Annotated in this window: 19 protein-coding genes; 8 read left to right on the top strand and 11 right to left on the bottom strand. The window is 42.3% G+C overall.

The window, feature by feature from the left end:
* Positions 1–47: 47 nt before the first annotated feature.
* Together NSTC731_RS29925 and NSTC731_RS29920 are read right to left on the bottom strand one after the other, a co-directional pair.
* Positions 48–788: a DapH/DapD/GlmU-related protein gene (locus NSTC731_RS29925; RefSeq protein WP_445628120.1), complete on the bottom strand. Its 741-nt coding sequence runs from the start codon at positions 786–788 to the stop codon at positions 48–50.
* 74 nt (positions 789–862) lie between these two features.
* Positions 863–1,261 (bottom strand): tetratricopeptide repeat protein, encoded by a 399-nt coding sequence (locus tag NSTC731_RS29920; protein ID WP_445628119.1) that lies wholly within the window; start codon positions 1,259–1,261, stop codon positions 863–865.
* Positions 1,262–2,236: 975 nt separating this feature from the next.
* Between NSTC731_RS29920 and NSTC731_RS29915 the strand changes: the two genes are divergently transcribed.
* Positions 2,237–2,455: a DUF4327 family protein gene (locus tag NSTC731_RS29915; RefSeq protein WP_012407469.1), complete on the top strand. Its 219-nt coding sequence runs from the start codon at positions 2,237–2,239 to the stop codon at positions 2,453–2,455.
* A gap of 91 nt (positions 2,456–2,546) precedes the next feature.
* Here the strand turns inward: NSTC731_RS29915 and NSTC731_RS29910 are convergent, their stop codons facing one another.
* The 3 genes from NSTC731_RS29910 to NSTC731_RS29900 all read right to left on the bottom strand — a co-directional run bounded on the left by NSTC731_RS29910 (position 2,547) and on the right by NSTC731_RS29900 (position 7,159).
* A complete protein-coding gene (locus NSTC731_RS29910; protein ID WP_445628118.1) occupies positions 2,547–3,833 on the bottom strand; it encodes a protein kinase domain-containing protein in 1,287 nt (428 codons plus the stop codon).
* Positions 3,834–4,017: 184 nt separating this feature from the next.
* The gene (locus NSTC731_RS29905) at positions 4,018–6,012 is read right to left on the bottom strand and encodes a serine/threonine phosphatase (protein WP_445628117.1); all 1,995 of its coding nucleotides are present in this window, start codon (positions 6,010–6,012) and stop codon (positions 4,018–4,020) included.
* A gap of 331 nt (positions 6,013–6,343) precedes the next feature.
* Positions 6,344–7,159: a basic amino acid ABC transporter substrate-binding protein gene (locus tag NSTC731_RS29900; RefSeq protein WP_445628116.1), complete on the bottom strand. Its 816-nt coding sequence runs from the start codon at positions 7,157–7,159 to the stop codon at positions 6,344–6,346.
* A gap of 131 nt (positions 7,160–7,290) precedes the next feature.
* On the opposite strand from NSTC731_RS29900, the gene NSTC731_RS29895 reads away from it, so the two are divergent.
* Positions 7,291–8,493: an aminotransferase-like domain-containing protein gene (locus NSTC731_RS29895; RefSeq protein ID WP_445628115.1), complete on the top strand. Its 1,203-nt coding sequence runs from the start codon at positions 7,291–7,293 to the stop codon at positions 8,491–8,493.
* A 126-nt stretch (positions 8,494–8,619) separates the two neighbouring features.
* On the opposite strand, the gene NSTC731_RS29890 is transcribed toward NSTC731_RS29895, so the two are convergent.
* The 4 genes from NSTC731_RS29890 to NSTC731_RS29875 form a co-directional block, all read right to left on the bottom strand.
* The gene (locus tag NSTC731_RS29890) at positions 8,620–9,075 is read right to left on the bottom strand and encodes a hypothetical protein (RefSeq protein WP_445628114.1); all 456 of its coding nucleotides are present in this window, start codon (positions 9,073–9,075) and stop codon (positions 8,620–8,622) included.
* A 365-nt stretch (positions 9,076–9,440) separates the two neighbouring features.
* The gene (locus NSTC731_RS29885; RefSeq protein WP_322670449.1) at positions 9,441–10,067 is read right to left on the bottom strand and encodes a J domain-containing protein; all 627 of its coding nucleotides are present in this window, start codon (positions 10,065–10,067) and stop codon (positions 9,441–9,443) included.
* 383 nt (positions 10,068–10,450) lie between these two features.
* Positions 10,451–11,059, bottom strand: coding sequence for an ATP-dependent Clp protease proteolytic subunit (locus tag NSTC731_RS29880; RefSeq protein WP_322670450.1), 609 nt, complete (start codon positions 11,057–11,059; stop codon positions 10,451–10,453).
* Between the two features lie 139 nt (positions 11,060–11,198).
* Positions 11,199–11,861 (bottom strand): ATP-dependent Clp protease proteolytic subunit, encoded by a 663-nt coding sequence (locus tag NSTC731_RS29875; RefSeq protein ID WP_445628113.1) that lies wholly within the window; start codon positions 11,859–11,861, stop codon positions 11,199–11,201.
* Positions 11,862–12,099: 238 nt separating this feature from the next.
* Between NSTC731_RS29875 and NSTC731_RS29870 the strand changes: the two genes are divergently transcribed.
* The 4 genes from NSTC731_RS29870 (at position 12,100) to NSTC731_RS29855 (ending at position 16,406) form a co-directional block, all read left to right on the top strand.
* Complete coding sequence (locus NSTC731_RS29870; protein ID WP_445628112.1) at positions 12,100–13,356, top strand: vWA domain-containing protein; 1,257 nt, start codon at positions 12,100–12,102, stop codon at positions 13,354–13,356.
* Between the two features lie 12 nt (positions 13,357–13,368).
* Entirely contained in the window at positions 13,369–14,649 is a 1,281-nt protein-coding gene (locus NSTC731_RS29865) for a vWA domain-containing protein (protein WP_445628111.1), read from the top strand.
* Positions 14,650–14,764: 115 nt separating this feature from the next.
* Positions 14,765–15,997, top strand: a complete 1,233-nt coding sequence (locus NSTC731_RS29860; RefSeq protein ID WP_445628110.1) for an NACHT domain-containing protein — start codon at positions 14,765–14,767, stop codon at positions 15,995–15,997.
* Positions 15,909–16,406: a hypothetical protein gene (locus NSTC731_RS29855; RefSeq protein WP_445632270.1), complete on the top strand. Its 498-nt coding sequence runs from the start codon at positions 15,909–15,911 to the stop codon at positions 16,404–16,406. Before NSTC731_RS29860 ends, NSTC731_RS29855 begins: the two co-directional genes overlap by 89 nt.
* Positions 16,407–16,910: 504 nt before the next feature.
* On the opposite strand, the gene NSTC731_RS29850 is transcribed toward NSTC731_RS29855, so the two are convergent.
* Positions 16,911–17,153 (bottom strand): DUF433 domain-containing protein, encoded by a 243-nt coding sequence (locus NSTC731_RS29850; protein ID WP_445628109.1) that lies wholly within the window; start codon positions 17,151–17,153, stop codon positions 16,911–16,913.
* A gap of 253 nt (positions 17,154–17,406) precedes the next feature.
* Positions 17,407–18,828 (bottom strand): esterase-like activity of phytase family protein, encoded by a 1,422-nt coding sequence (locus NSTC731_RS29845; protein ID WP_445628108.1) that lies wholly within the window; start codon positions 18,826–18,828, stop codon positions 17,407–17,409.
* 659 nt (positions 18,829–19,487) lie between these two features.
* Here NSTC731_RS29845 and NSTC731_RS29840 point away from each other — a divergent pair.
* Positions 19,488–22,511: a bifunctional YncE family protein/alkaline phosphatase family protein gene (locus tag NSTC731_RS29840; protein WP_445628107.1), complete on the top strand. Its 3,024-nt coding sequence runs from the start codon at positions 19,488–19,490 to the stop codon at positions 22,509–22,511.
* Between the two features lie 95 nt (positions 22,512–22,606).
* Positions 22,607–23,134 carry a PEP-CTERM sorting domain-containing protein gene (locus NSTC731_RS29835; protein WP_445628106.1) on the top strand — a complete coding sequence of 176 codons (528 nt, stop codon included), beginning with the start codon at positions 22,607–22,609 and terminating at the stop codon, positions 23,132–23,134.
* Positions 23,135–23,154: the final 20 nt, after the last annotated feature.

Below are 23,154 nucleotides of genomic sequence, written 5' to 3'. Positions count from 1 at the left end.
AAGCAAATAGCTTTTATTTTTAACATGGTATTCAAATATGAATAAAGCTAACCAGCTTGCTGGTTACTGCTGATATCTTTAATAACTCGTGCTGGATTACCTGCGACCATTTTACTTGCAGGAACATCTTTACTTACAACGGATGCGGCGGCGATAACAGATTTTTCACCAATAGTTACTCCTGGTAAGATATTTGCTCCCGCACCGATAGCTACTCCATCACTAATCTTTGGCCCAATAATACGATCTTCGTCATAACCTAATTTACCTATAGCCCGATCATTTGTAGTACTAACTAGCACACTAATAAATACATCATTACCAATCTCACAATTACCTGTAATATGGGTAAGATCCATGATTTTAGTATGATTGCCAATATTGGTGTTGTAATTAATAGTTACATTTCTACTGATAAGACAAAAATTGCCGATTGCAACCTTCTCTCTAATTGAAGTATTCTCACAAATTAAAGTATTGTTACCAATGCAAATATCATAATAGATTACTGTATTTGGTCCAATTATACAGTTATCACCAATAAGTACCTTTTCTTCATAGTCTATTTTTCTAGAAACTGCACCAGTTCCTCTAGGTCGTTTGCCTAAATAAGCACCTGGAAAAATTTCTACATTGTCACCAATTATTACTCCCGCTTCTATAACAACATGAGGATGGATAATCACGTTGTTACCTAAAATAACTCCAGCAGAAATAACTGAGTAGTGTCCTATCGCTACATCATTTCCAATTTCATTTGTTTCAATTATTGCCGTTTTTTGTAGCATGAGTAACCTTTAATGTTCAGTCGATAGTTTAAATAATTTCATCTTAGTATTAGCAAAACGAACCAATTCACCACTTAATGATCGCTATTTTCCTCTTGCTTCTTAATCTTCTCTAATACAACTTTGTAATCTTGCCGATCGGGGTGCAACTTCACCAGCTTCTCCAAAGGTTCCATCGCACCTTTCGTATCCTTCAATTGCAACCGCAGCACAGACAGCTTCTCTAAAGCAAGTTGGTTTTCTGGTTCCCGTTGTAAAACTAACTCGTAGCCTTGCGCCTGTTGCTGTAATAGTGACTCAGGAGAAGCAGACGCAGTTGCTGGCTTAGGTTGAGTAGCCTGTTGGATTGCTGGAATGACTGCAAATAACGTAGAACCAAAAAACGAGAACATCGACACTATCGTGAGAATCTTTTGTCGCCGCTGAATCTGCTTTTTGCGGTTAATTAGGTATTCTTCGTCTGAACCAGCCATGTCTCACATACTTGCTGCGGTAAACACTTAAGTATCAGCAAGCCTCCGTTCTGAGGATACCCATCCGCTCAACAGAAACTAACATCCGCGCTAAAAATTTTTTACACAAACTTCAAATGCTGACTCTGAAGACGAGAGAACCTTATGGTAAGCCTATGCTGTAGCAACAATTTTGCCATGCGTAGTTTACCGCCGTAGGTCTTACCCTGAGCCTGTCGTACCCCTCCGGGGAAGCAAGCTACGCGGAGCGTCTCGTAGAGAAGGGCATCGCTCCTATACCTCAAAGCAAAACCCTACCCTGTGCCCTAACAGGTCTTATTCTCTGAGCAAAACATAAAAATTATATAAAGATTTGCAATTATTTCGCCTAAAGCCAGATGTTTGCGATAATCTAAATAACATTTAAATCAACACAAAGAATAAACATTTCTACTCAATTGCAAATTTCGCTGTCAGTTAAAAACTTTCAAATTAGCTCGTATCCTATAGCTACTGCAAAAAGTAAGCATATTTTTCCTAATTTAAACAAACAGAATTTTCCTAGTAGTCCTCAGTCACACTACTTAGTGGAACTTCCCTGAGGACTAATTATTCTGCTCGGCGTTCACAATAGATATCTTACGAAAGGTAGTGTTGCACTGTTGCAAAAAAAAGGTAGACGTAAAGAAGAAAAACAAAAGGGGCAAAAGTTAAAGGAAAAAGGGTAAACATAAACATCCCTTACTCCTTCTCCCAAAACTTTTGTCTGACTTCTGCGAAAAGGTTAAGGACTGCTTGGTAAAATTGGGATTTTCTGGTGGTAATTACCGTACAAAACCGAATTTACCAGTAACTTAGTAGAGTTTGTTATGGTATAGTTAAAAAGTTAAGACTAGCTTTACCAAATTAAACCACTCTACGGGCCGGCAACAATTGCAGAATGGAAAGCAGTTTTAATTAAGCATTTACCCACAAAATTAGAATTCAATCGAGGTTATGACTCAGCAAGTGATTCACCCAATGGTGAAATTGCAACGCAACGTGCAATCACTCATAGAATCGAATATTATCAAGCCAAGCGATAGCATCTGGAAAATCGCTCTGCTCTATGGTAATGAATGGCAGCACTGGAAACAAGAACTGCTTGACTTTGGCTTTAGTATGCAAGACCCAGTTAGTGAATTGCTAGCTGTAGAAACTTGGGATGAAGAGTAGGGAATAGGGAATAGGGCATAGGGAATAGAAATTTTTAATATTCACCACTCCCTAGACGCGGTTAATCGCGTCTCTACATACTCCCGATTCTCTAAACTTTGCAAGCAGCTAAAGCCGCAGCCAATTCCTTTGCGTTTTGATAGCGATCGCGTGGCAATGGTTCTGTAACCCGATCGATAACATCTCTTAATTGGGAACTAATGGTGGGAACTTTGGCCACATCAAACCTGAAGTTTCGCCCTCGTTGGCGGTAATACTTGAACGGGTTTTCGCCTGTGAGCAGAAAAATCAGCGTTGGCCCAATTGCATACAAATCAGATTGAGTCAAAGGTTGTCCTCGTTCTTGTTCGGGAGCACAGTAACCTTCTGCACCAATTCGAGTACCGGGCGCTGTGCCAATTTCTTTAACTGCGCCAAAATCTAACACCACTATCCGATTTCCTGAACTTCGCACCATTAAATTGGCGGGTTTGATATCGCGGTGAATCAGTGGAGGCTCTTGGCTATGAAGATAGTCCAAAATATCACAGGTTTGGATCATCCAAGCGATCGCTTGGTTTGGTGTTACGGGGCCAGTGGTATAAACACGTTTCTCCAAATCTTGTCCGTGGATTAGTTCCATTGCCAAGTATTTTTTTCCGCCTTCTACAAAGAAGTCGTAATATTTGGGAATTCCCGGATGGTTAAGGGATTTAAGAGTGTGCGCCTCTCGCTCAAATAACTCTTGAGCTTTGACAATTTTTAGCATATCAGCATTCATTTGCTTCAACACCAGCAGTTGTGGCACACCCGCAATCAGACCAGCCTCATCCCAAGCCAGATAGGTAGTACCCATACCTCCTTGTCCGAGAGTTCGCAACACCTGATAATGGCGAATTCTCTGTTGGACTGAGAGAGGTTGACCGCAGTGGATGCAAAACAGATTGTTTGGAGAATTGCCTTCGTGCGTACAAGTAGAAGATAAATTTGCCAGATTTCCTGCTGAGTAAAGTGTCTCAGCGGCGTTTTCTTCTGTCCCTTGTATTTGTTGCTGTGATCGCAAACCAGTTTCCAGTACTGTTACCTGCTGAATTTGGAATTGCAATATTGGGCCTCCCTGTGCCAATTGCAAAAGGGAATTATCTGGTAACGAACTCTGAAGTACAAGGATACCGTTGAGAAAAGTGCCATTTGTACCTTTACTAATCAGCTGCCAAGCATCGCCATTGCTAGCGTCACCGACTTTTCTCAGTTCTAGATGATGTCGCGAAACTAAACTATCATTTAAAACAACGTGATTATCTGCCGCTCGACCAATCCGAATTATGGAGGAGTTCTCAAAGCTCCACTGCTGGAGGGGTGTTTTCTGTTGCGGTTCTAACAGGGTCAGACTAACCACAATACAACCTACAAGGTAAATGGATTAGGGAATAGGGAATGGGGAAAGGGGAATGGGGAATGGGGAAAGGGGAAAGGGGAAAAACCTTATATCTTATTGAGCCTTCCAATCCTTTTCCCCTTACCCTTTTCCCTTTAACCGAGCAGTATTGCTCCCCTGCTTCTTCCCGATGCCCCATTTATTTTTAACTTTCTAGATTTGGGCGTACTTTTGCCCGAATAAGTATACCAGTAATATTGTCGTGACCGTTGTATTGATTTGCCAAATCAATTAAATCTGTAACACCCCGTTCTAAGTTAGCAGCAGAACTAAGTAAGGGTTCTAAGTGAGTTTGCCAATGGGTTTCTAGTAAATCATTGTCTGATAGACCGTCCGATGCCAACAGCAGAAGAGTGTCTTCGTTGATGTCGAAAAAGCCAACGTCGGGATTAATCGAATTTTCATCACGAGGCCCCAAGGCTTGGGTGAGTTGGTAGGCATCTGGACGGGCGTAAGCGATGCTTGCTTCCACTCCTCGATTTATTTCCCGTTGCCCAACTTCGTGATCTACTGTGACTTGTTCTAGTCCCTGCTTACGCGTCAGGCGATAGAGACGGCTATCTCCCACATGAGCAACTGCTGCTTGAGTATCTTGAATTAAAAGCATTACCAAAGTTGTACCCATACGCCCAACTCCAGAACGGGCATCTTGTTGATTGAGCTTGTAAATCGCCTCATTAGCTAAATACACTGCCTCACGAATGCTATCTTCTGTTGGCAGCTGGTTGGCAATCCAGTGTTCTTGAAAGTATTCCCTTAGGGTGTTGACTGCTAACTCGCTGGCTATCTCGCCGCCAGCGTGTCCACCCATACCATCACAAAGAATATACAAACCATGCCCTTCTAAGACTCGACTTTTGGGGAACTCCAGTTTATGAATTTTGGTTTCAATACCAAAGTTGTCTTCGTTATGATGACGTTGACGCCCCACATCTGTGCGTCCTGCATCTTCTAAGCTACTTAACTGCATCGCCAGCACCACAGTTGGCATATCATCAGTTTTGCTAATGATATCTTCTAACTCATCTGATTCCGGAATAGTGGACACAGCAGTATTTTTCTCCTTGATTGGGGGCAAAGTTGCGGTTCCTAGTGCTTCCAGTTCAATAGAAATTTCCTCCAAACGCGATCGCAATTGGGCGATCGTCTGAATCTTACCTACCTCTAAATCCCCCAACATTTGGACTACGGAGCCAAATTGAGTCCGTTGCGATTGTCTAAATAGTGCTTGCCAAACCCTTCCCAAAGCTTGGATAGTTAACGGTTCCTCTGGAATGGCAGATGTTTGGCGAGGGGCATCTTCTAACGACTCTGTGGCGGATTGAGAATTCGGTGATTCCACATACAACCTTTGTAGTGCCAACGTTTGGTCTTCATCCAATCGCAAATTCGACAAATCTAAAAGGCTTTGACGACAATTTACTGGTTCCAATACTGCCCAAAGTTGAACCATTTCATAACACCAGTGTAAAATTTTTAACGAACTGGTTGTTTCTTCTTGCCACAGGTCGAGTAAATACTGCCAATCCGAGCGATTTTCGATTATTAATACCTGTATATCACCTTGTTGCCATGCGTCGTGAATCGACGGTATCCCCTGCTCACCTGGGGATTGTAAAGCAATATAAAGTTTAGCAAGGCGAGGAATCTCATTCGCTTCTACTGATGGTGTGAGCAAATCTGATTCCTGATTTTCTAGGATTGCCTCAATCGGTGATATTTGATACGGTCGGCAGTCTAGAACTCTCACACCCACATCAGTAATAATGGCAGTTTCCGTTTTAACAGGTAGCGCATCTAATAATTGATAGCGTTCTTGGGAGTCTAAATAGGAGCCTAATGTAATTTGAGAACTAGGAGATACAGGAGATGAGGAGGGTATTGCTTGTTCATCTCCCTCACCTCCCACATCTTGGACATCCCCTTCTCTTCTCAAAGCTTCCCCAGTCGTTTCTTTAGCAATAATTGCCCAAAACACTGTTCCACATTCTGTATCACAGTTATGACAACGTAATACATTCACAGGTACATCATCGGTACCGCATTCAGGACAAACCTTGTGAGTCAGGGACGTGCCACAGTTTTGACAGAATTTGTTGCTATTGGGGTTTTCAAATTTACACTGAGGGCAAATCAGCATAGTGGAAGTTCCTTTATTCCCATTCGTTCCAAGGTGCTTCTAGCCACTAACATCCAAGGTGCCACAATTGGCTGTCCCTGACTACAGTAGATTGTAGTCGATCAATGAATTTTGGTGGCAGTATTAATTGTGACGCATATTAGATAAATATTTCATATATTGGCAGTTAATTCCTTAGAAATGGGGAACAGGGAAGAAGCAGGGGAGCAATACTGCTCGGTTAAAGGGAAAAGGGTAAGGGGAAAAGGATTGGAAGGCTCGATAATATATAAGGTTTTTTCCCCATTCCCCTTTCCCCTTTCCCCGTGCCCCTTTGCCCAATGCCCAATTATCAAGAGTCTGGCAATTGTGGAGGTTCAGCGTCAAACCATTTTTGATAAATTTGCTTGTAAGTGCCATTGGATAACAAAGTTGCTAAACCTTTGTTAATTGCATCCAAATGCGGTGAATCCTTGGGCGTAGCAATCCCGTAGTATTCTTGGGTGAGCAAATCCGCAACAACTCTAATGCCTTTGAGTTTGCCATTTTTAATCGCATACAAAGTAGCGAAAGCATCGCTGATCGCGGCATCAACGTTGCCATTGAGTAAGTCTTGGAAAAATTCTGGCCCAGAATTAAAAGTACTAATTTTGGCGTTGGGGATGGTTTTGGCAAAATCTGCCCCAGTGGAACCAATTTGGACAGCAATTTTTTTACCTTTGAGACTTTTCAAGTCTTTAATATTTTGATTGTCTTCGCGGACAGCGATCGCAAGTCCGGCTTTAAAATAAGGTCGTGAAAAAGCAATTGTTTTCAGGCGTTCGGCGGTAATTGTGATTCCACTAATTGCGGCATCAACTCTTTTAGCTTCCAAAGTTGAAATCGTGCCATCAAAGGGCAGACTTTCAAACTGGATTGCAAAACCTGCTTCTTTAGCGATGCCTGCGGCGGGCGACGCCAACGCATTCATCAAATCAATATCAAAACCTGCTAACTTACCGTCAGCTGTTTGAAATTCAAAAGGGACAAAGGTGGGGTCTGTGGCTACCTTGAGAATTTTAACATCTGGGCTAGTACTGGGATATAAACTTTGACAGGCAATAATTAGTAGTAGGCAGCCTAAGCTAAGAATTAACTGCTGCCACTTGAAGTTAATTAATTTCACCATAGTAATTTTGTTCTAGTCATCAATTTTTACGATACTTGTCAAGATGTTATAAGAAAGAATACATACGTATGACTTTTTGCTAATTGCCTTTGTGTGTGTTCTATATTCTGACTCCCAATTTTTAATCGCTTATGGCTTCTACCACTTCTGCTTACCAAATTGCTGATTTGTTCGCCGAAAGAGCTAGAAATCTGACACCACCAACTTACGGCACTGAGTTAACCAAAATCATCACCGTCAGCTTTGCCTATGGTTTGGCTGACCCAATTCTCTTTCCTCATGCTGATTTGTCGGCTGCAAGTGCTGCTGTACTGGCAGAAGAAGCTCCGCTCGCTCTCAATTATGGGCCACCTTCAGCCCAACTTTATGAACAAATAATCCTCCGCTTGCAGGCTCAAGGAATCTCTGCCAATCGCGATCGCGTCATTATTGGCTACGGTTCCGGTCAGATTTTGGGCTTGCTACCAGATGTGTTTCTCGAACCTGGTGATGTGGTAATTGTGGAAGGGCCAACCTTCTTGGGAATAGTTAATAGATTTGTCCAGGCTGGCGCCCGCCTGATTACCATTCCTGTAGATGAGATGGGAATGGATGTAGATGCGTTAGAAGAAACTTTAAGCGACTTGAAAAAACGGGGGATTCGACCCAGGTTTATTTACACTATCCCTACTTTTCATAATCCCACAGGCTCTACTATGCCGTTATCTCGTCGCCAAAAACTGGTAGCGTTAGCGGCTGAGTATGGCGTGTTGGTGGTGGAAGACGATGCTTATAGCGATTTGCGCTTCCAAGGCGAAGTTGTGCCATCCTTAGCAAGCCTTGACAAGGAGGGGTGGGTGTTATACGTAAATACCTTCTCGAAAATCATTGCGCCTGGTATCCGGCTAGGCTGGGCTTGTGGCGATCCAGTAATTATTGAGCGGTTGGCAATGTTCAAAAGTGAAGGGCCTGTGGGGCCGTTTGTCAGCCATGTGGTTGGTCGCTACTGTGCTACAGGCAAACTAGATCGTCACATTCAGGAGCTAATCGCCTGCTATAAACATAAGTGTAATTTGTTGTTAGAAGCGATCGCTCAAGAGTTTCCCAGTGATGTAGTTGCTTTGCGACCAGATGGTGGCTTTTTTGTCTGGTGTAAATTACCGCCAGACATCAGCGCCAAAGCACTCCTAATTGCTGCCAATGAACATGGCATCAGCTTTCTCCCAGGAACTCGCTGCTACGCCAATGGACAGGGAGATGATGCCATCAGGTTAGCTTTTAGCTTTCAACCAACTAAAAAGATTGTCGAGGGAATTGCTACCTTGGGAGCAGTGCTACGTGAATGGCAGCGATGATCGTACCAATTTTAGATTTTGTGGAAAGTCCGATCTAAAGAAATCTCCGGTCAGACTTTCTTTCCTTACGAGCCGTAGCAATTAGCAAACCGCTCTCCCTTTTCTACATCCTGTGAAAAGTCACGCTTAGTACCAGTTAGTGCGGGTAACAACGGTTCCGGTGCCGCAGACTAGGGCCGCGCGGGAGAGGCGGCCACTGAGGTTATTGCCGACCTTGGTGTAGGCAAAGTTAATGCCCGGATCGACGGTTTCGCCAACATAGTCCCAGCTGCTGGGGTTGGGGTTACTGCTCCGGGTGCGATCGAGGTAGACCTTGCAGTAAGGCGGCGCGTTGTCGATTCGTGCGAATGAACCGCATTGGCCGCTGTAGAAGTACTTCAGCGTTATGTTGCTTCCAGCCCAGGTTGCCTTCTTGCTCTGCTGGAGGTTGTAACGGCAGGGCGTGGACTCCGGGTAGCGACCTTCATAAGGGTAGCTTGGATAGCCCGGACTGTTGAACGGCGCAGCCTGAGCAGCGGTCGCAAATGCTAGCGATGTGGAGATGAATAGACCGAAAACCCTGGTGATTGTTCTGATCCCCATGAGTGGTTTCCAAATTCAATTTTATATTTATCTATTAGATTAACTGTTTATAGTAAGTAGGCAGAAAAATTTCTAAGTATGTAACAAAAATCTAAAGTAATTAATCCTCTTTAATTACTCTGAAAAAAGAAAAATAAGAGCGTATTTTTCAACTGTAGATAAAGTGATAATTGAAGCGTTTATTTTCTAATAGAATCCTATAATTAAGGTTTTTGGTAAAAGTTTTATACTCAGAACTAGCCTTTTCAAGGTGACTCAGCATTTTTTGGGAATTTATTTAACTGCATTAGTCGCAGATAACACAGAAGTAAGAAGAATTATTGTCCAAAAATTTTACCTACCTTGAAAGGGCTAATTTTGAATCTTTAAAAAATTTGCTCCAAGCGCTGGAAATCACGCTGGACTTCATACCAGAGACTTTTATTATGAGGGTCTGTTTTCAAAGCTTTTTTGAGATAAATTCTGGCTTTGAGTAGTTGTTTTTCGGAAATTAGCGCTCGTCCCCAAATTTGATAGGCGATCGCTAACCATTGGCGGACTTCTGCATCTGTTGACAAACGATCTGCTAAAGCTTCCGCCAGGGCGATCGCTTGCGGAAATCGTTTTTCTTGCAAAAATCGCTGCAATTGCTCATAAGTCTTCCACTTCAGCCGTTCTTCTATTTCCAACAGATTCGGCGGCTTTGGTTTTCCTGATTCTTGGCTTGTCACCGTTGTTACTGGTGTTTTCTGCCTATGCGTTGCCTTAGCGTCATCACGCCCACCAGATGTTGATACCTGAGTTGAATGTGCCACAGTTTCCTCTGGTAGTACCACTGTCATCAGGAGTTTGTACGCTTCTGTCAAGGCAATAAACTTATCTTTGGCTTTGTTGTCATCTGGGTTGATATCGGGATGATATTGCTGCGCCAGTCGTCGGTAAGACGCTTTGATGTCAGCAAAAGAAGCTCCCGATCTTAAACCTAGTAAACGGTAGCAATCTCCAAGATCCATCTTGAGCTATCAGCTATCGAATATTTAGCTATTGGCTATTATCTGTCAGTATCAGCTTCAAGCCCGGACTATTAATGATAAGGGCTAATTTTCTATTTTAAAGTTCAATGTTGACAGTTTATTCATAAAAGGGCATGGGGCATTGGGCGTTAGGAGTACTGTTAGCGATAGCGGGGCGTTTAGCCAGTGCTGAGTGCTGAGTGCTGAGTTAGGAGTTAGGAGTTAAGAGTTAAGAGTTAGGAGTTTTGTTTATCTCCTTGTCCCCTTGTCCCCTTGTCCCCTAATTCCCTCACTCCCTCACTCCCGGTTGGTGAGCGCAGTCGAACCACATCTCCCTGCCCCTCTGCCCCTCTGCTCCTCTGCTTTCTGCCCCTGCCTTCCTACTAACCAGCTACTACAGAGGTTCGTTCTTCAATCACACGGTCAATTAAACCGTATTCTTTTGCCTCTTCGGCAGACATGAAAAAGTCACGATCCATATCTTTTTCAATTTTTTCTATGGTCTGACCTGTTTTATCGGCATAAATGCCATTGAGCTGGTGACGAATCCGCAGAATCTCTCTAGCTTCAATTTCGATATCGGTTGCTTGTCCACGGGTGCCACCTGAAGGCTGGTGAATCATAATCCGTGAGTGAGGCAATGCTAGGCGTTTGCCTTTGGTGCCAGCTGCCAGCAGGAAAGACCCCATTGAAGCAGCTAATCCCACGCAAATAGTCACTACATCTGATTTAATATGTTGCATGGTGTCAAAAATAGCCATGCCAGATGTAACCATTCCACCTGGGGAATTGATGTATAAATAAATGTCTTTACCTGGATCGTCTGAGTCCAGATACAGCATTACTGCGATAATTTGATTGGCAATTTCATCATCAATATCACGCCCCAAGAATATAATCCGTTCTCGGTAAAGGCGATCGTAGATGCTAATCCAATCTGTATATTGTCCACCGGGCATCCGGTAAGGAACTTTAGGAACGCCTATAGGCATAATTTACTCCGTTTTTAATAATTTGGGGGCGGTGGGAGAGTTAGGAATAACTCATGACTCCTAGAAAGACTTGGGTTAATCGCGTCTCTACTCAGCACTCAGCACGGGCTAAACGCCCCGCTGACGCTAACAGCACTCACTAGAGGACACTGGCCGGGAGTGGGGGATTGGCGAGTTCTTCTTTCTCAAAAACTCGGTCAATTAAACCGTATTCCTTCGCTTCATAGGGTGTTAAATATAACAACCGATCCATGTCTTTAGTAATTTTTTCTGGAGCCTGTCCAGTGGTGCGATGTAAAATATCAACTAAGGCCCCTTTATTTACCAAAACTTCCCTAGCGCGAATTTGAATATCCGTTGCTTGACCTTGGGCGTAGCTCTTAGGCTGATGCAGGATAATCGAGGAGTGGGGTAAACTAGCGCGGCAACCTTTTGTACCAGCACTGAGTAGCATCGCTGCCATTCCCATTGCAGAACCGACGCAGATGGTGTGGATAGGAGGCTTGATATATTTCATGGTGTCATAGATGGCGAAGGCTTCGGTTTCAAAGCCAATGGGATCGCCACTGTAACCGGAAGTGCCGGTGGAGTTGATATAGATTTTAATCGGTTTTTCGGGGTCGTCGGATTGCAAAAACAGCAATTCGGCCACGATTAATTCTGTGACAGCAGGCACCAGAGGCATCCCAAGATAGACAATTCGTTCCTTCAATAAAAGGGAAGGTAAATCTGGCGGCGGTGTTCGGTAAAAGTTATCGCCGTAATATGGGGCTTGAACAGCCTTAATTGGGGAAATGTCCATAGCAACTGATCGCCTGAAACTATGCCGTTAACTGTAATACATCCTAGCGCGATGCACGCTTCCCTCAAGGTGCGGATTTCTCCCTAATGCTGAAGGCGGCTTCGCATCTGCCAATGCTTGGCTTCTAAGATATTCTGATTATATTAGTGTATTTATGTTGGATAAGTTTTCCGTAGAGCTAAAGTAGTGCTTTGAAGTTATTTTTTAATATGTATATCCTGAATAGGGACTCTGAGTTATGAAGGTTAATTTGCAGCCTGCCTTGAATGATGGTAATTTGGACGCAAATCAACTGAACAGTCAACGTCAGTTGGGAATTTCGATTTCGGCGATCGCAGAAAATCAAGACCGCCATGTACCCCTGAATTTATGCTTAATTCTCGATCATAGTGGTTCGATGAATGGGCGATCGCTAGAAACGGTGAAAAAAGCAGCGAATCGTTTGGTGGATAGACTCAATCCTGGCGATCGCCTCAGTGTGGTAGTTTTCGATCACCGTGCCAAAGTCTTAGTATCCAATCAAAGTGTCGAAAATCCAGAGAAAATCAAACAGCAAATCAATCGCCTAGCCGCCGATGGGGGAACTGCGATTGATGAAGGGCTGCGCTTGGGGATTGAGGAGTTGGCGAAGGGCAAAAAAGATACTGTTTCCCAAGCTTTTTTATTAACCGACGGGGAAAATGAACACGGTGATAACAATCGCTGTTTGAAATTTGCTCAATTGGCTGCTAGCTATAATTTAACTTTAAATACTTTGGGATTTGGTGATAACTGGAACCAAGATGTTTTAGAAAAAATTGCTGATGCTGGCTTAGGTACTTTATCTTATATTCAAAAACCCGAACAGGCTGTAGAAGAGTTTAATCGCCTGTTCAGCCGCGTTCAAACAGTGGGATTGACTAATGCTTATCTGTTATTCTCTTTAATGCCCAATGTCCGGTTAGCGGAACTTAAACCCATCGCCCAAGTTTCCCCAGACACAATCGAGTTACCACTGCAACAAGAAGCTGATGGACGTTTCGCTGTGCGGTTGGGAGATTTAATGAAAGATGCAGAACGGGTAATCTTAGCTAATATTTATTTGGGACAATTGCCAACAGGTGAACAAGCGATCGCTAATGTGCAAGTCCGCTACGACGATCCAGCCGCTAACAAAGTAGGTTTAGTTACACCAAATATCCCAGTTTATGCCCATGTAGTCAAAAATTACCAAGCAGACCCGAATCCCCAGGTGCAACAGTCTATTTTGGCATTAGCAAAGTATCGCCAAACCCAGCTAGCCGAGACGAAATTACAACAAGGCGATCGCTCTGGTGCGGCGACAATGTTACAAACGGCTGCGAAAACTGCCTTGCAAATGGGAGATACTAATGCAGCGACCGTGTTGCAAACTTCTGCCACTCAGCTACAATCTGGCGGAGATTTATCCGAAAGCGATCGCAAGAAAACCAGAATTGTCTCCAAAACAATTTTGCAAGATACTCCTCCCCAGTAAACTCAAGTTTAGATGAAAGTTAAATTGCTCTCGGCGTTAAATGACAATAATGTCGATCTGGCTCAAACAACTAGCCAACGTCAATTGGCAATTACGATTTTTGCCATCGCTGGTGAGTCCGATCGAAATCTCCCCCTTAATCTCTGCTTGATTTTGGATAAAAGTGGTTCCATGCATGGACAACCAATTAAAACGGTGATTCAGGCGGTGGAAGGATTAATCGATCGCTTGAAAATAGGCGATCGCATTTCAGTTGTGGCTTTTTCCGGCACTGCAGAAGTCATTATCCCCAACCAAGCGATTGAAGACCCCGAAAGCATCAAATCTCAAATTAAAAGCAAACTGACTGCTAGCGGCGGCACTGCGATCGCTGATGGTTTGGAACTGGGAATTACAGAACTGATGAAGGGTACAAGAGGCGCTGTTTCCCAGGCGTTTCTGCTGACGGATGGACATGGTGAAAGCGGTTTGCGGATTTGGAAGTGGGATATTGGGCGAGATGACAATAAGCGCTGTCTGAAACTGGCGCAAAAGGCTGCCAAGCTGAACCTAACTATCAACACTTTCGGATTTGGTAATAGCTGGAATCAGGATTTGCTAGAAAAAATTGCCGATGTCGGTGGTGGGACTTTAGCTTACATCGAACGTCCCGAACAAGCTGTGGAGCAATTTAGCCGACTGTTTGGACGGATTCAATCGATTGGGCTAACTAATGCTTACTTGCTGTTATCTTTAGTGCCCAATGTTCGACTAGCAGAATTGAAACCCATTGCCCAAGTTGCCCCAGACACAATCGAGTTACCAGTGGAAACTGAAGCTGATGGTACCTTTGCTGTGCGTTTGGGAGATTTGATGCAGGATGTAGAACGGGTAGTTTTGGCAAACATTTATCTGGGACAATTGCCAGAAGGGAAGCAAGCGATCGCGCATCTGCAAATCCGTTATGATGACCCGTTGGTTAACGAACAAGGTTTACTTTCGCCCTTGATGCCAGTGTATGCAGATGTAGTGCGGGCGTATCAACCGACATCTAATCCCCAGGTGCAACATTCTATTTTAGCATTAGCGAAGTATCGCCAAACCCAGTTAGCCGAGGCGAAATTGCAACAAGGCGATCGCACTGGTGCAGCAACGATGTTGCAAACGGCTGCTAAAACCGCTTTACAAATCGGTGATAAAGGTGCAGCGACAGTGTTGCAAACTTCCGCCACTCGCTTGCAAGCTGGAGAACAACTTTCGGAAGCAGACCTCAAGAAAACTAGGATTGTATCAAAGACCGTTTTACAGGAATAGTAAAAATTCAGCCTTGCTCATTAACTGTATAAAAGTTTCGCCTCAAGACTGTCAGCAGTAATACTCAAACATAGCGATAATCAATTTAAGTATTCTTTGCTTTCAAGTCTCCTGCATGAACAAGCTGTTCAAAAATCCGCTCTTTTTGTTCATTTTTGGTGCAACTGCTACAAGTTTAATCGGTTATTTAATTAACCAATTACCTGCAATTCCAGATTTCCCACATAAAAATTCATTAATTATTGGTGCTGTGATTATTGTGACGCTGTTAATTGCGTGGGGAACATATCAACAGGCACAGCAGCAGTCAGAAGACCCACCAGAACAAATCGACCCAATCTTAAGACCGCGATTGCTGGAAGCGGAAGAAACAAAGGTTAAAAAGCGATCGCAAGATTCTCTGCTTTTGTCGCTGATGATTGAACTAGATAAACAAGAGCAACCGGAAAAAGTCGGACGAAACCCACTGCAACCCTTATATAGAATCTCTACAAACCAGCGTACAAGCCCACCTCAGCAAATTAATCGCATGGTGGATGTGTTGCAACGAAAAGATATCAGTGGCAGATTATTAATTTTAGGACAGCCGGGAGGAGGAAAAACTACGACACTGCTAAATTTGGCAGAAGAATTATTGGAAACAGCAAAGCTAAATGATAAAGCCCCAATGCCTTTTATCTTTGAACTTTCGGCATGGCGGGATGATAGCGTTAATATTCTGGATTGGCTAATTATTCAACTTAAGGAAGAATATAATCTAAGACCTGGAATTAGTCGGTTTTGGTTAGAACGGGGTGATATTTTACCGTTGTTAGATGGCTTGGATGAGTTGGGGTTGGAACGACAAAAAAAGTGTATCAAAGCAATTAATCAATATTTGGGTGAAGATGCGAAGCGGGATTTGGTTGTTTGCTGTCGGGAAGAGGAATATCATACAGGGGAAGAACAGCTTACACAGTTACATGGTGCGGTTTGTTTGCAGCATTTGTCGGAAAGACAGATTCAAGATTATTTAAATCAGTTGAATAGACCTGATGTGTGGCAAGAAATACAGAGAAACGCGGAATTTTTGGAATTAGCAAGGACACCATTATTACTCTCAATGATGATGGTTGCATATCAAGGAAGAGCAATACAGACAAAGCAGGATTTATTTGATGCTTATATCGAGCGTAGATTTGATTTGTTGCGTGTAGAGAAGGGAGAACCGCAGCAAAAGAAAATTGTGCATTTTTTAGCGTTTTTAGGAAAGCGGGCTGATGAGTGCGCTGATTGCTTGGCCAATTTTTGGGCTGATTGGTGGGCTGGTTTTTGGGCTGAGTTTAGGGCTGATTTTAGGGTTAGTTGAGGGATTAAAGGCAGAGCTAAAAATTAAATTTACACCCAATCAAGGTATTCGGGCATCGTTCAAGAACACACTTTTTCTCACATTTATATTTAATATTATGTTTTTATCTAGCCAAATTTGGATGAAATCATTTTTGCTTAATTTTCTTAAACTTAATAAAGTTACTTTAATGCTGAGTAACTTACAAACATATATTTTTATATTTACATTATTTTTCGGTGGTGGATTAGCCTGCATCCAGCATATTTCCCTACGTTTGGTACTTTGGCGCAGTGGCTACATTCCTTGGAACTACGCCCAATTTCTCAACCGTGCAGCAGAACGTCGCTTAATTCAACAAGTCGGTGGTCGTTATCGGTTTATCCACCGTTTGCTACTTGACCATTTTGCTGATATGCGTCTGTCGTAGTTTGAGCAATGTATTCAGCTTTGATTTGCAATGTTTGGTTCATGGCTTCAAAACCAACGATACACTAACATGAATGCGTAAATTACCTAAATAAACAAGTAAACTGGGGTTTGAGAAAGTAAAAGCTCTTTTTGCTTGCGGAAAACACCAAAATGAGAAAGCAAACTGGGGTTTGAGAAAGTAAAAGCTCTTTTTGCTTGCGGAAAACACCAAAATGAGAAAGCAAACTGGGGTTTGAGAAAGTAAAAGCTCTTTTTACTTGCGGAAAATACCAAAATGAGAAAGCAAACTGGGGTTTGAGAAAGTAAAACGCCATTTTGAGTAAGCAATATGGCTTTTTGCTTATTAAATGTGAAGTTTTGAGAAAGTAATATGCCTTTTTGCTGATTGAATATAAATTTAAGTTAAATATGCGAAAGTTTAGACATCCGGCAACAACGGTAAACGATGGTGTCGATACCTGCATCACTTAGCAATGTTGCCGCAGAGAGTGGTAATCCTTGCTCAAGCAACAGTTTCATAGCGGTTAGGTAGTTCAATGATGCGATCGTCCAAGTAAGACGATGCAAAAATTAAGGCTTGCTGAATATCTTCATCTTCTAATTCGGGAAACTCTTGGCGCAGTTCTTCTCGATTAGGGTAGGTGGCTAATAACTCAATCACCCGACGAACGGTAAGGCGAAGATTACGGATACAAGCTTGTCCATTCATGCGATTCGGATTGCTGGTGATGCGATCTAATTTCATGCCATTGCTTATTTTAGTTTCTTACTTACGCCCAATTTTATAAGCAAATTTCTAACATTATTTAGGCATTATAGCGGTTTCCACATGGGTAAGGTAGAGAAAAAAATAATTAACTACAAATAAACGATACATCGAAATAAATGCATGACTTACTTAAATAAACTAGCAAACAAGTGAAATTAGTAAGCATGTAGAGTGGGCATTTTGCCTACTCTAACAGCTTCTCATGATTAAATATCAACTGAACCGAATATCAATCGTCACCTCTGCTATCCTCGTCTTCCCCTTTGATCTTCTGCGCTACGAAACCCGGCAGATCGGTACTGTCAACCGCAAAAACAAAAAATTTGTTTGGGTTGTCAACACTTGTCGAATGGTAAGTATCCGGCGCTAAAGTACCAACAAAATCGTTGTCATTGGCGATGAATAATGTATGCTTTTCCACTCCATCGATCTTCACATCTTTTCCGAAAGCCAAACCTTCAAGCTTGGCAGGAATGTCCTCTTCTTTGATGCCGTTTTGAGTTAGTGCAGCTACCACATCAAGGAATAGGGTCTTGCTTACTGCCTTACCAACAAGGTTGCTTTCCCCGGTGATATTGCTTACTTCTTGAGCATTCGTCAGATCGATCCGATAGATTTTCTTGAAAGCAGCCTTGGAGCCGTCGCCAAATCCCTTGCCATCGCGTTCATCTACTAGGAATTGGCGATCGCTAATGGCTAAAATCTCGCTGACTGTGGGATACTTCGGTTTAGCCGCCGTACCAATATTATCTAGCTGATAGGCGTATTCCTGAGTAGCACCTGTGGCGATATCAATTTTGACAATTCTGGTATAAGCACCATTAGTCCCACCGTCTTGGAGTAGGGGACTTTGCAAAATGCCAAACAAGGTTTTACCATTGGGAGTAATTGCCAGTCCTTCCATACCTTTGTTCGCAACCCGACCGGACGTGTTATCACTAATCTCTGTATCACTAACGGGACTCAAGTTGCTGACTGCAAACTTGCTAGGTAGGTTAAAGACCGCGATCCGCTTACCTGTATTGCGGTTGAATTCATATACATAAGGGCCATATTCATCCGAGATAAATATTTGCTCTCCACTATTGGATACACGCACCCCTTCAGGATCGAAACGCGCATTGTTGGAATATGTGGAGATTTGGGTAGGGTCAAAATTGTCTGAGCGTCCAGTGAAATAGTTTTTATTCTTGGTATTTAAGGCTGGTACACCGCTAGGTACACCCAATCCCGCACCACTTCCGTAGTAAAGAGAGTCTTTGCTAAACAGCAGAGTTGTGTCAATTAAGCGAGGGGTAAGCGTGAAAGGCAACGTTGATGAACCATTGCTTGGTACGAGTTTCAGTTTGATAGTTTGGAAGCGGTTGATATAGGATGCTGTGTCACTCACAGCGCTGTTATATGAGACGGCATTTGGGCCCCGGTCTGGGATAGCGATAAAGGTATTATTGCCAGCGTAAGCTAGTCCCGATCCTAGACCACCCAAAAAGTTTCCTGGAACGCCGTTTTCCAAAGGAGCAGATGTTTCGGTGGAGCGATCGCCTATATTACCATCTAGGCTGCCAATTGCAATCAATTTAACCTCTGCATTGGCAGCAGGAGCCATTGCAAATAATACCAACAATGACAAAATGAGACTTTTATTGAGCATATTAGTTCTATGGCGTAAAGACAGTATTTATTAAAAAATATTGTCAGTGTTTTTACTTTTTTAGTATCTATTACCAGTAATTAAGCAAAAGTTAAGCTTAGATTAAATAAAAATATTAAAGTTTGTATAAAACTATTATTAGTAGCAGTCAAAATCTGCTATCGAGAAACAAATAAAAACTACGTTATATATAAAAAAATGGTCAAGATAAAGTCTAAAATGGAAAAATTAAATAATTACAATTTAAAAGTAAAATTAACAATTCAAAATTAAAAATATTAGCAATTAATTCAATACAGTTCAGTTAGTGTCAAAAACCTTAAAATGTGTAGGTTGGTTTGAGGAACGTAGACTCGAAGGGGCTTCTCGAAGAGTAACCCAATATTTTCGGGGCTTTGTTGGGTTGCGCTTGCTTAACCCAACCTACAATTTTCCTTAACTAAACCGTATTGGCAACTAATTTTATAAACTTTAGAAATAAAACTGGATTTCGATATTTCCACTCAGCAACGTCAAAAAAGAAATAAAATGTTTCAAAAACTTAACTAGATACAATTTGCTACTAACAAAATATAACCAAAAATTATTCATGGCTTAACCATCAACCATAAATATCTGTATTTGAATAGTTATGGTTCTCCCTATTATAGAAAAATTGCATGAAAACTAGTAGAAACCAAGGGTATCTATTAAGTCTTTTGCTGGTAAGTAGCTTGAGTCCAAGTATCCAATCAGCTAGTGCTGGAACTACCAGACCTGTTGGTAACTTAGAAGGTGGAGCAGCTTTGCTACCTACAGGTCAAATTATCACGCCCGCAGCAGCACCAGGCTCGACGTTTGCACCTTTAGGAACTGGTTTGCGTACAGATGATAATGCTGATGCTGCTGAAGCCGTAAGCACAGCCCTCAGCCCTGATGGAAAAACTCTACTGGTTCTTACTAGTGGCTATAACCAAAACTTCAAAAATGAAAATACAGGTAGTACTTTCACTTATCCTGTATTAGATCCGCTAACTGGTAAGCCAAGTGGTACAACAACCCCAAAAGCAGAATGGGTTTTTGTCTATGATGTGACTAGCGGTAAGTTAGTTAAAAAACAACAAATTAATATTCCTAATACCTATAACGGTTTGGCTTGGGCTAAAGATGGCTCACGCTTCTTTGTCTCAGGTGGGATTGACGATCGCGTGTATGTTTATGCGTCTAATGGTAGTCAGTACGTACCAGATGCTCCCTTTATTTTACTAGATCACAATTCTGACCAAACTGCACCCTTCCCTAAATACGATGGTGGTTTGTTGAAGGATACGCCAGCTAAGGCTGTGAGTACAGGAGCAGTTGTAGCGGGTATTGCAGTTAGTAAAGATGGCAAGACCTTAGTGGCTGCAAACTTTGAGAATGACTCTATATCAATCGTTGACACTTCTACCCGTAAGGTAATTAAAGAAATTAAGTTCTTTAGGGCAGGCGACAAAATAGCAACTGGTGAATTTCCTTTTGATGTCGCTATCAAAAGTACAGACAAAGGTCAAGCAGCTAAAGTTTTTATTAGTAGCCAGCGCGATGACGAAGTAGTTACTGTTGAAATTGCTTCTGGAAAAATCACTCGTATACCAATAGGTAGTCAGCCAAACAAAGTACTGCTTTCGGCGGCTCAAAATCGACTATATGTAGCTAATGGTAATGATGACTCAGTTTCAGTCATTGATACAAATAACAATAGGGTTGTGCAAACCATCTCTCTGTCTCGCCCTGGCGATCAATACAAAGGTGGCAATCCCAACTCTTTAAGTCTCAGTCCAGATGGAGGAACACTTTATGTTACTCTAGGCGGCGAGAATGCGATCGCTGTTGTGGACTTGCAAGCTGGTCGGGTGAATGGACGCATCCCCACTGGCTGGTATCCTAATTCTGTAAGTGTCAGCCTTGATGGTCAAAGACTTTACGTTGTCAATGCTAAAAGTAATTCCGGCCCCAACCCGTCAAACAGTCGAACGACACCAGCAGGACTTGCACGTAACACTAATTTTAAAAACGATTACACCTGGGCTTTAGAAAAAGCTGGTATCTCAATTATTCCAGTGCCAAGTAGCAGTACTTTGGCTATGCTTTCAACGCAGGTAGACAAAAACAACGGTTTTTACAATCGTCGTCCTGACCGGATAATGAGGTATTTACAAGGCAAAATTAAGCACGTTATCTACATAGTTAAAGAAAACCGTACCTACGATCAGGTACTCGGTGACTTACCTATCGGTAATGGCGATCCTGCACTTACCTTGTTTCCCTACAAGATTTCACCCAACCATCACAAGCTGTCTCTTGGTTTTGCAACTTTTGATAACTTCTATGACAGTGGTGAATCTAGTGGAGTAGGTTGGAACTGGTCTACTTACGGTCGTACTACAGATTACACCGAAAAAACTCAATCAGTTCTTTACGGTAACGCTGGCTTTAACGGCTTAACCTACGATTACGAAGGTACAAATCGGAATATCAGTCTTGGACTACCGCAAACTTCCTCGAATAACTCGCCAATTAATACCCGGATAACAGGAGTTTTAGATCCTTCTGGGCAGTCTTCCATATTACCTGGAGACAGGGATGTTGATGCTCCCGAAGGAGACGGTAATCTCCAACCGGATGCCATTGGTGGTTATCTGTGGGATACGGCGCTACGTGCTGGCAAGACTGTACGCAATTACGGTTTCTTCGTTGATAACGGAATTCCTTACACCACTACTCAAACCGATCCAACTAAACCCGATCCGAAAAACCCAGCTTATATCCCCATTTCCGCAACTCCTTACGCTGACAAGATTCCTCAAGCTCCCGTTACTAAAACTGCATTGTTGGATAAAACCGATCTTTACTTCCGCTCATTCGATCAAAATAATGCCGATATTTATTTGTACAACGAATGGGAAAGGGATCTTCAGCAAAATGGATTACCCAATTTAATGCTTGTGCGTTTATCTCACGATCATTTTGGTTCTTTTGGCACTGCTTTATTTGGACTAAATACTCCTGAATTGCAAATGGCAGATAATGACTATGCTATTGGCAAACTGGTAGAAAAAATTTCTCATCTCCCGGAGTGGAAAGAAACAGCAATTTTCATCATTGAAGATGATTCCCAAAATGGGCCCGATCATGTTGATTCGCACCGTTCGTTAGCTTATGTTATTTCGCCCTACACAAAACGAGGTGCGCTCGTTAGCACTAACTACAACACCATTAATATATTGCGGACAATGGAGGATTTGTTAAACATTAACTATTTGGCAATTACTGATGCTAATGCCGAACCAATGTCAGATGCCTTCACAAGACAACCGAATTTTGAGCCTTACACAGCTGTTGTGCCAGGTAACTTGTGTGCTAAACCTGTAGATCCGAAACTAGTACCAGCTTGCCAAGACCCCAATATTGAAAATACAGCAGCTGTGCCCATTCTAAATGATGCAAAATGGTGGGCTGCTATGACCAAGGGGTTCAATTTTATCGGTGAAGATAACCTTGATGCAGAAGAATTCAACGAAATTCTTTGGGAAGGAATTAAGGGCGATAATATTCCTTATCCTGAAAAACGTAACGGTAAAAACTTACGGCAAAACCGCGAGCAACTTCTAAAGAATTGGCAATTGAGTCAAACGAATAACTCTACTGGCGCTAAGAAGTAAGTCTTAGACGTTTGGTGAAAACGTAGAGACGTAGCACTGTTACGTCTCTACAGAGTTTAAATAATTGATTTATTTAATGCAACAGGAAAATTGAGATGAAATTGTTTCAAAAATTAGCGATCGCTACTAGTCTGATTCTGGGTTTAGCTACATTAGCTACTAAATCTGCATCGGCTGCAATTATTAATTATGCGTTCAATGTTGATAGTTCTACAGCTAAAGGTAACGGTCTATTTAGCTTTGATGACACAACTTTCAGTAATGATAATATCCCAGTAGCCCCAGTTCAATCGCTAAGTTTTCAATTCGATAATGATCCTAATATTTACACCGCAAAGGATGATGTTGAATATCCAGATTATCCGGTTGCATTTCCAACTGTATCCTTAGCAGATAACGCACCTATTGGATTGCTGTACAGCTTCCTTGACAAAGCTAATCCTGACAAAAGTTACGAAATTGCTGGAACATTATTTTCTGTCTCTTCTGAAACTTCCGATTCCGGTATAGTTTCTTATCGACAAGTACCTGAACCTAGTACTTTAGGTAGCACACTTCTTCTTGGCACTATTGGCTTGTTCATGAAAAGAAAGGTAAGATCGATCAAAAACATTAAAGCTTAACCTCGATTTAAGAGGGTGTA

Source organism: Nostoc sp. DSM 114167, assembly GCF_052692655.1.
Note: the sequence above shows the minus strand (reverse complement) of the source record. Positions and strands in the feature narration are given on the sequence as shown.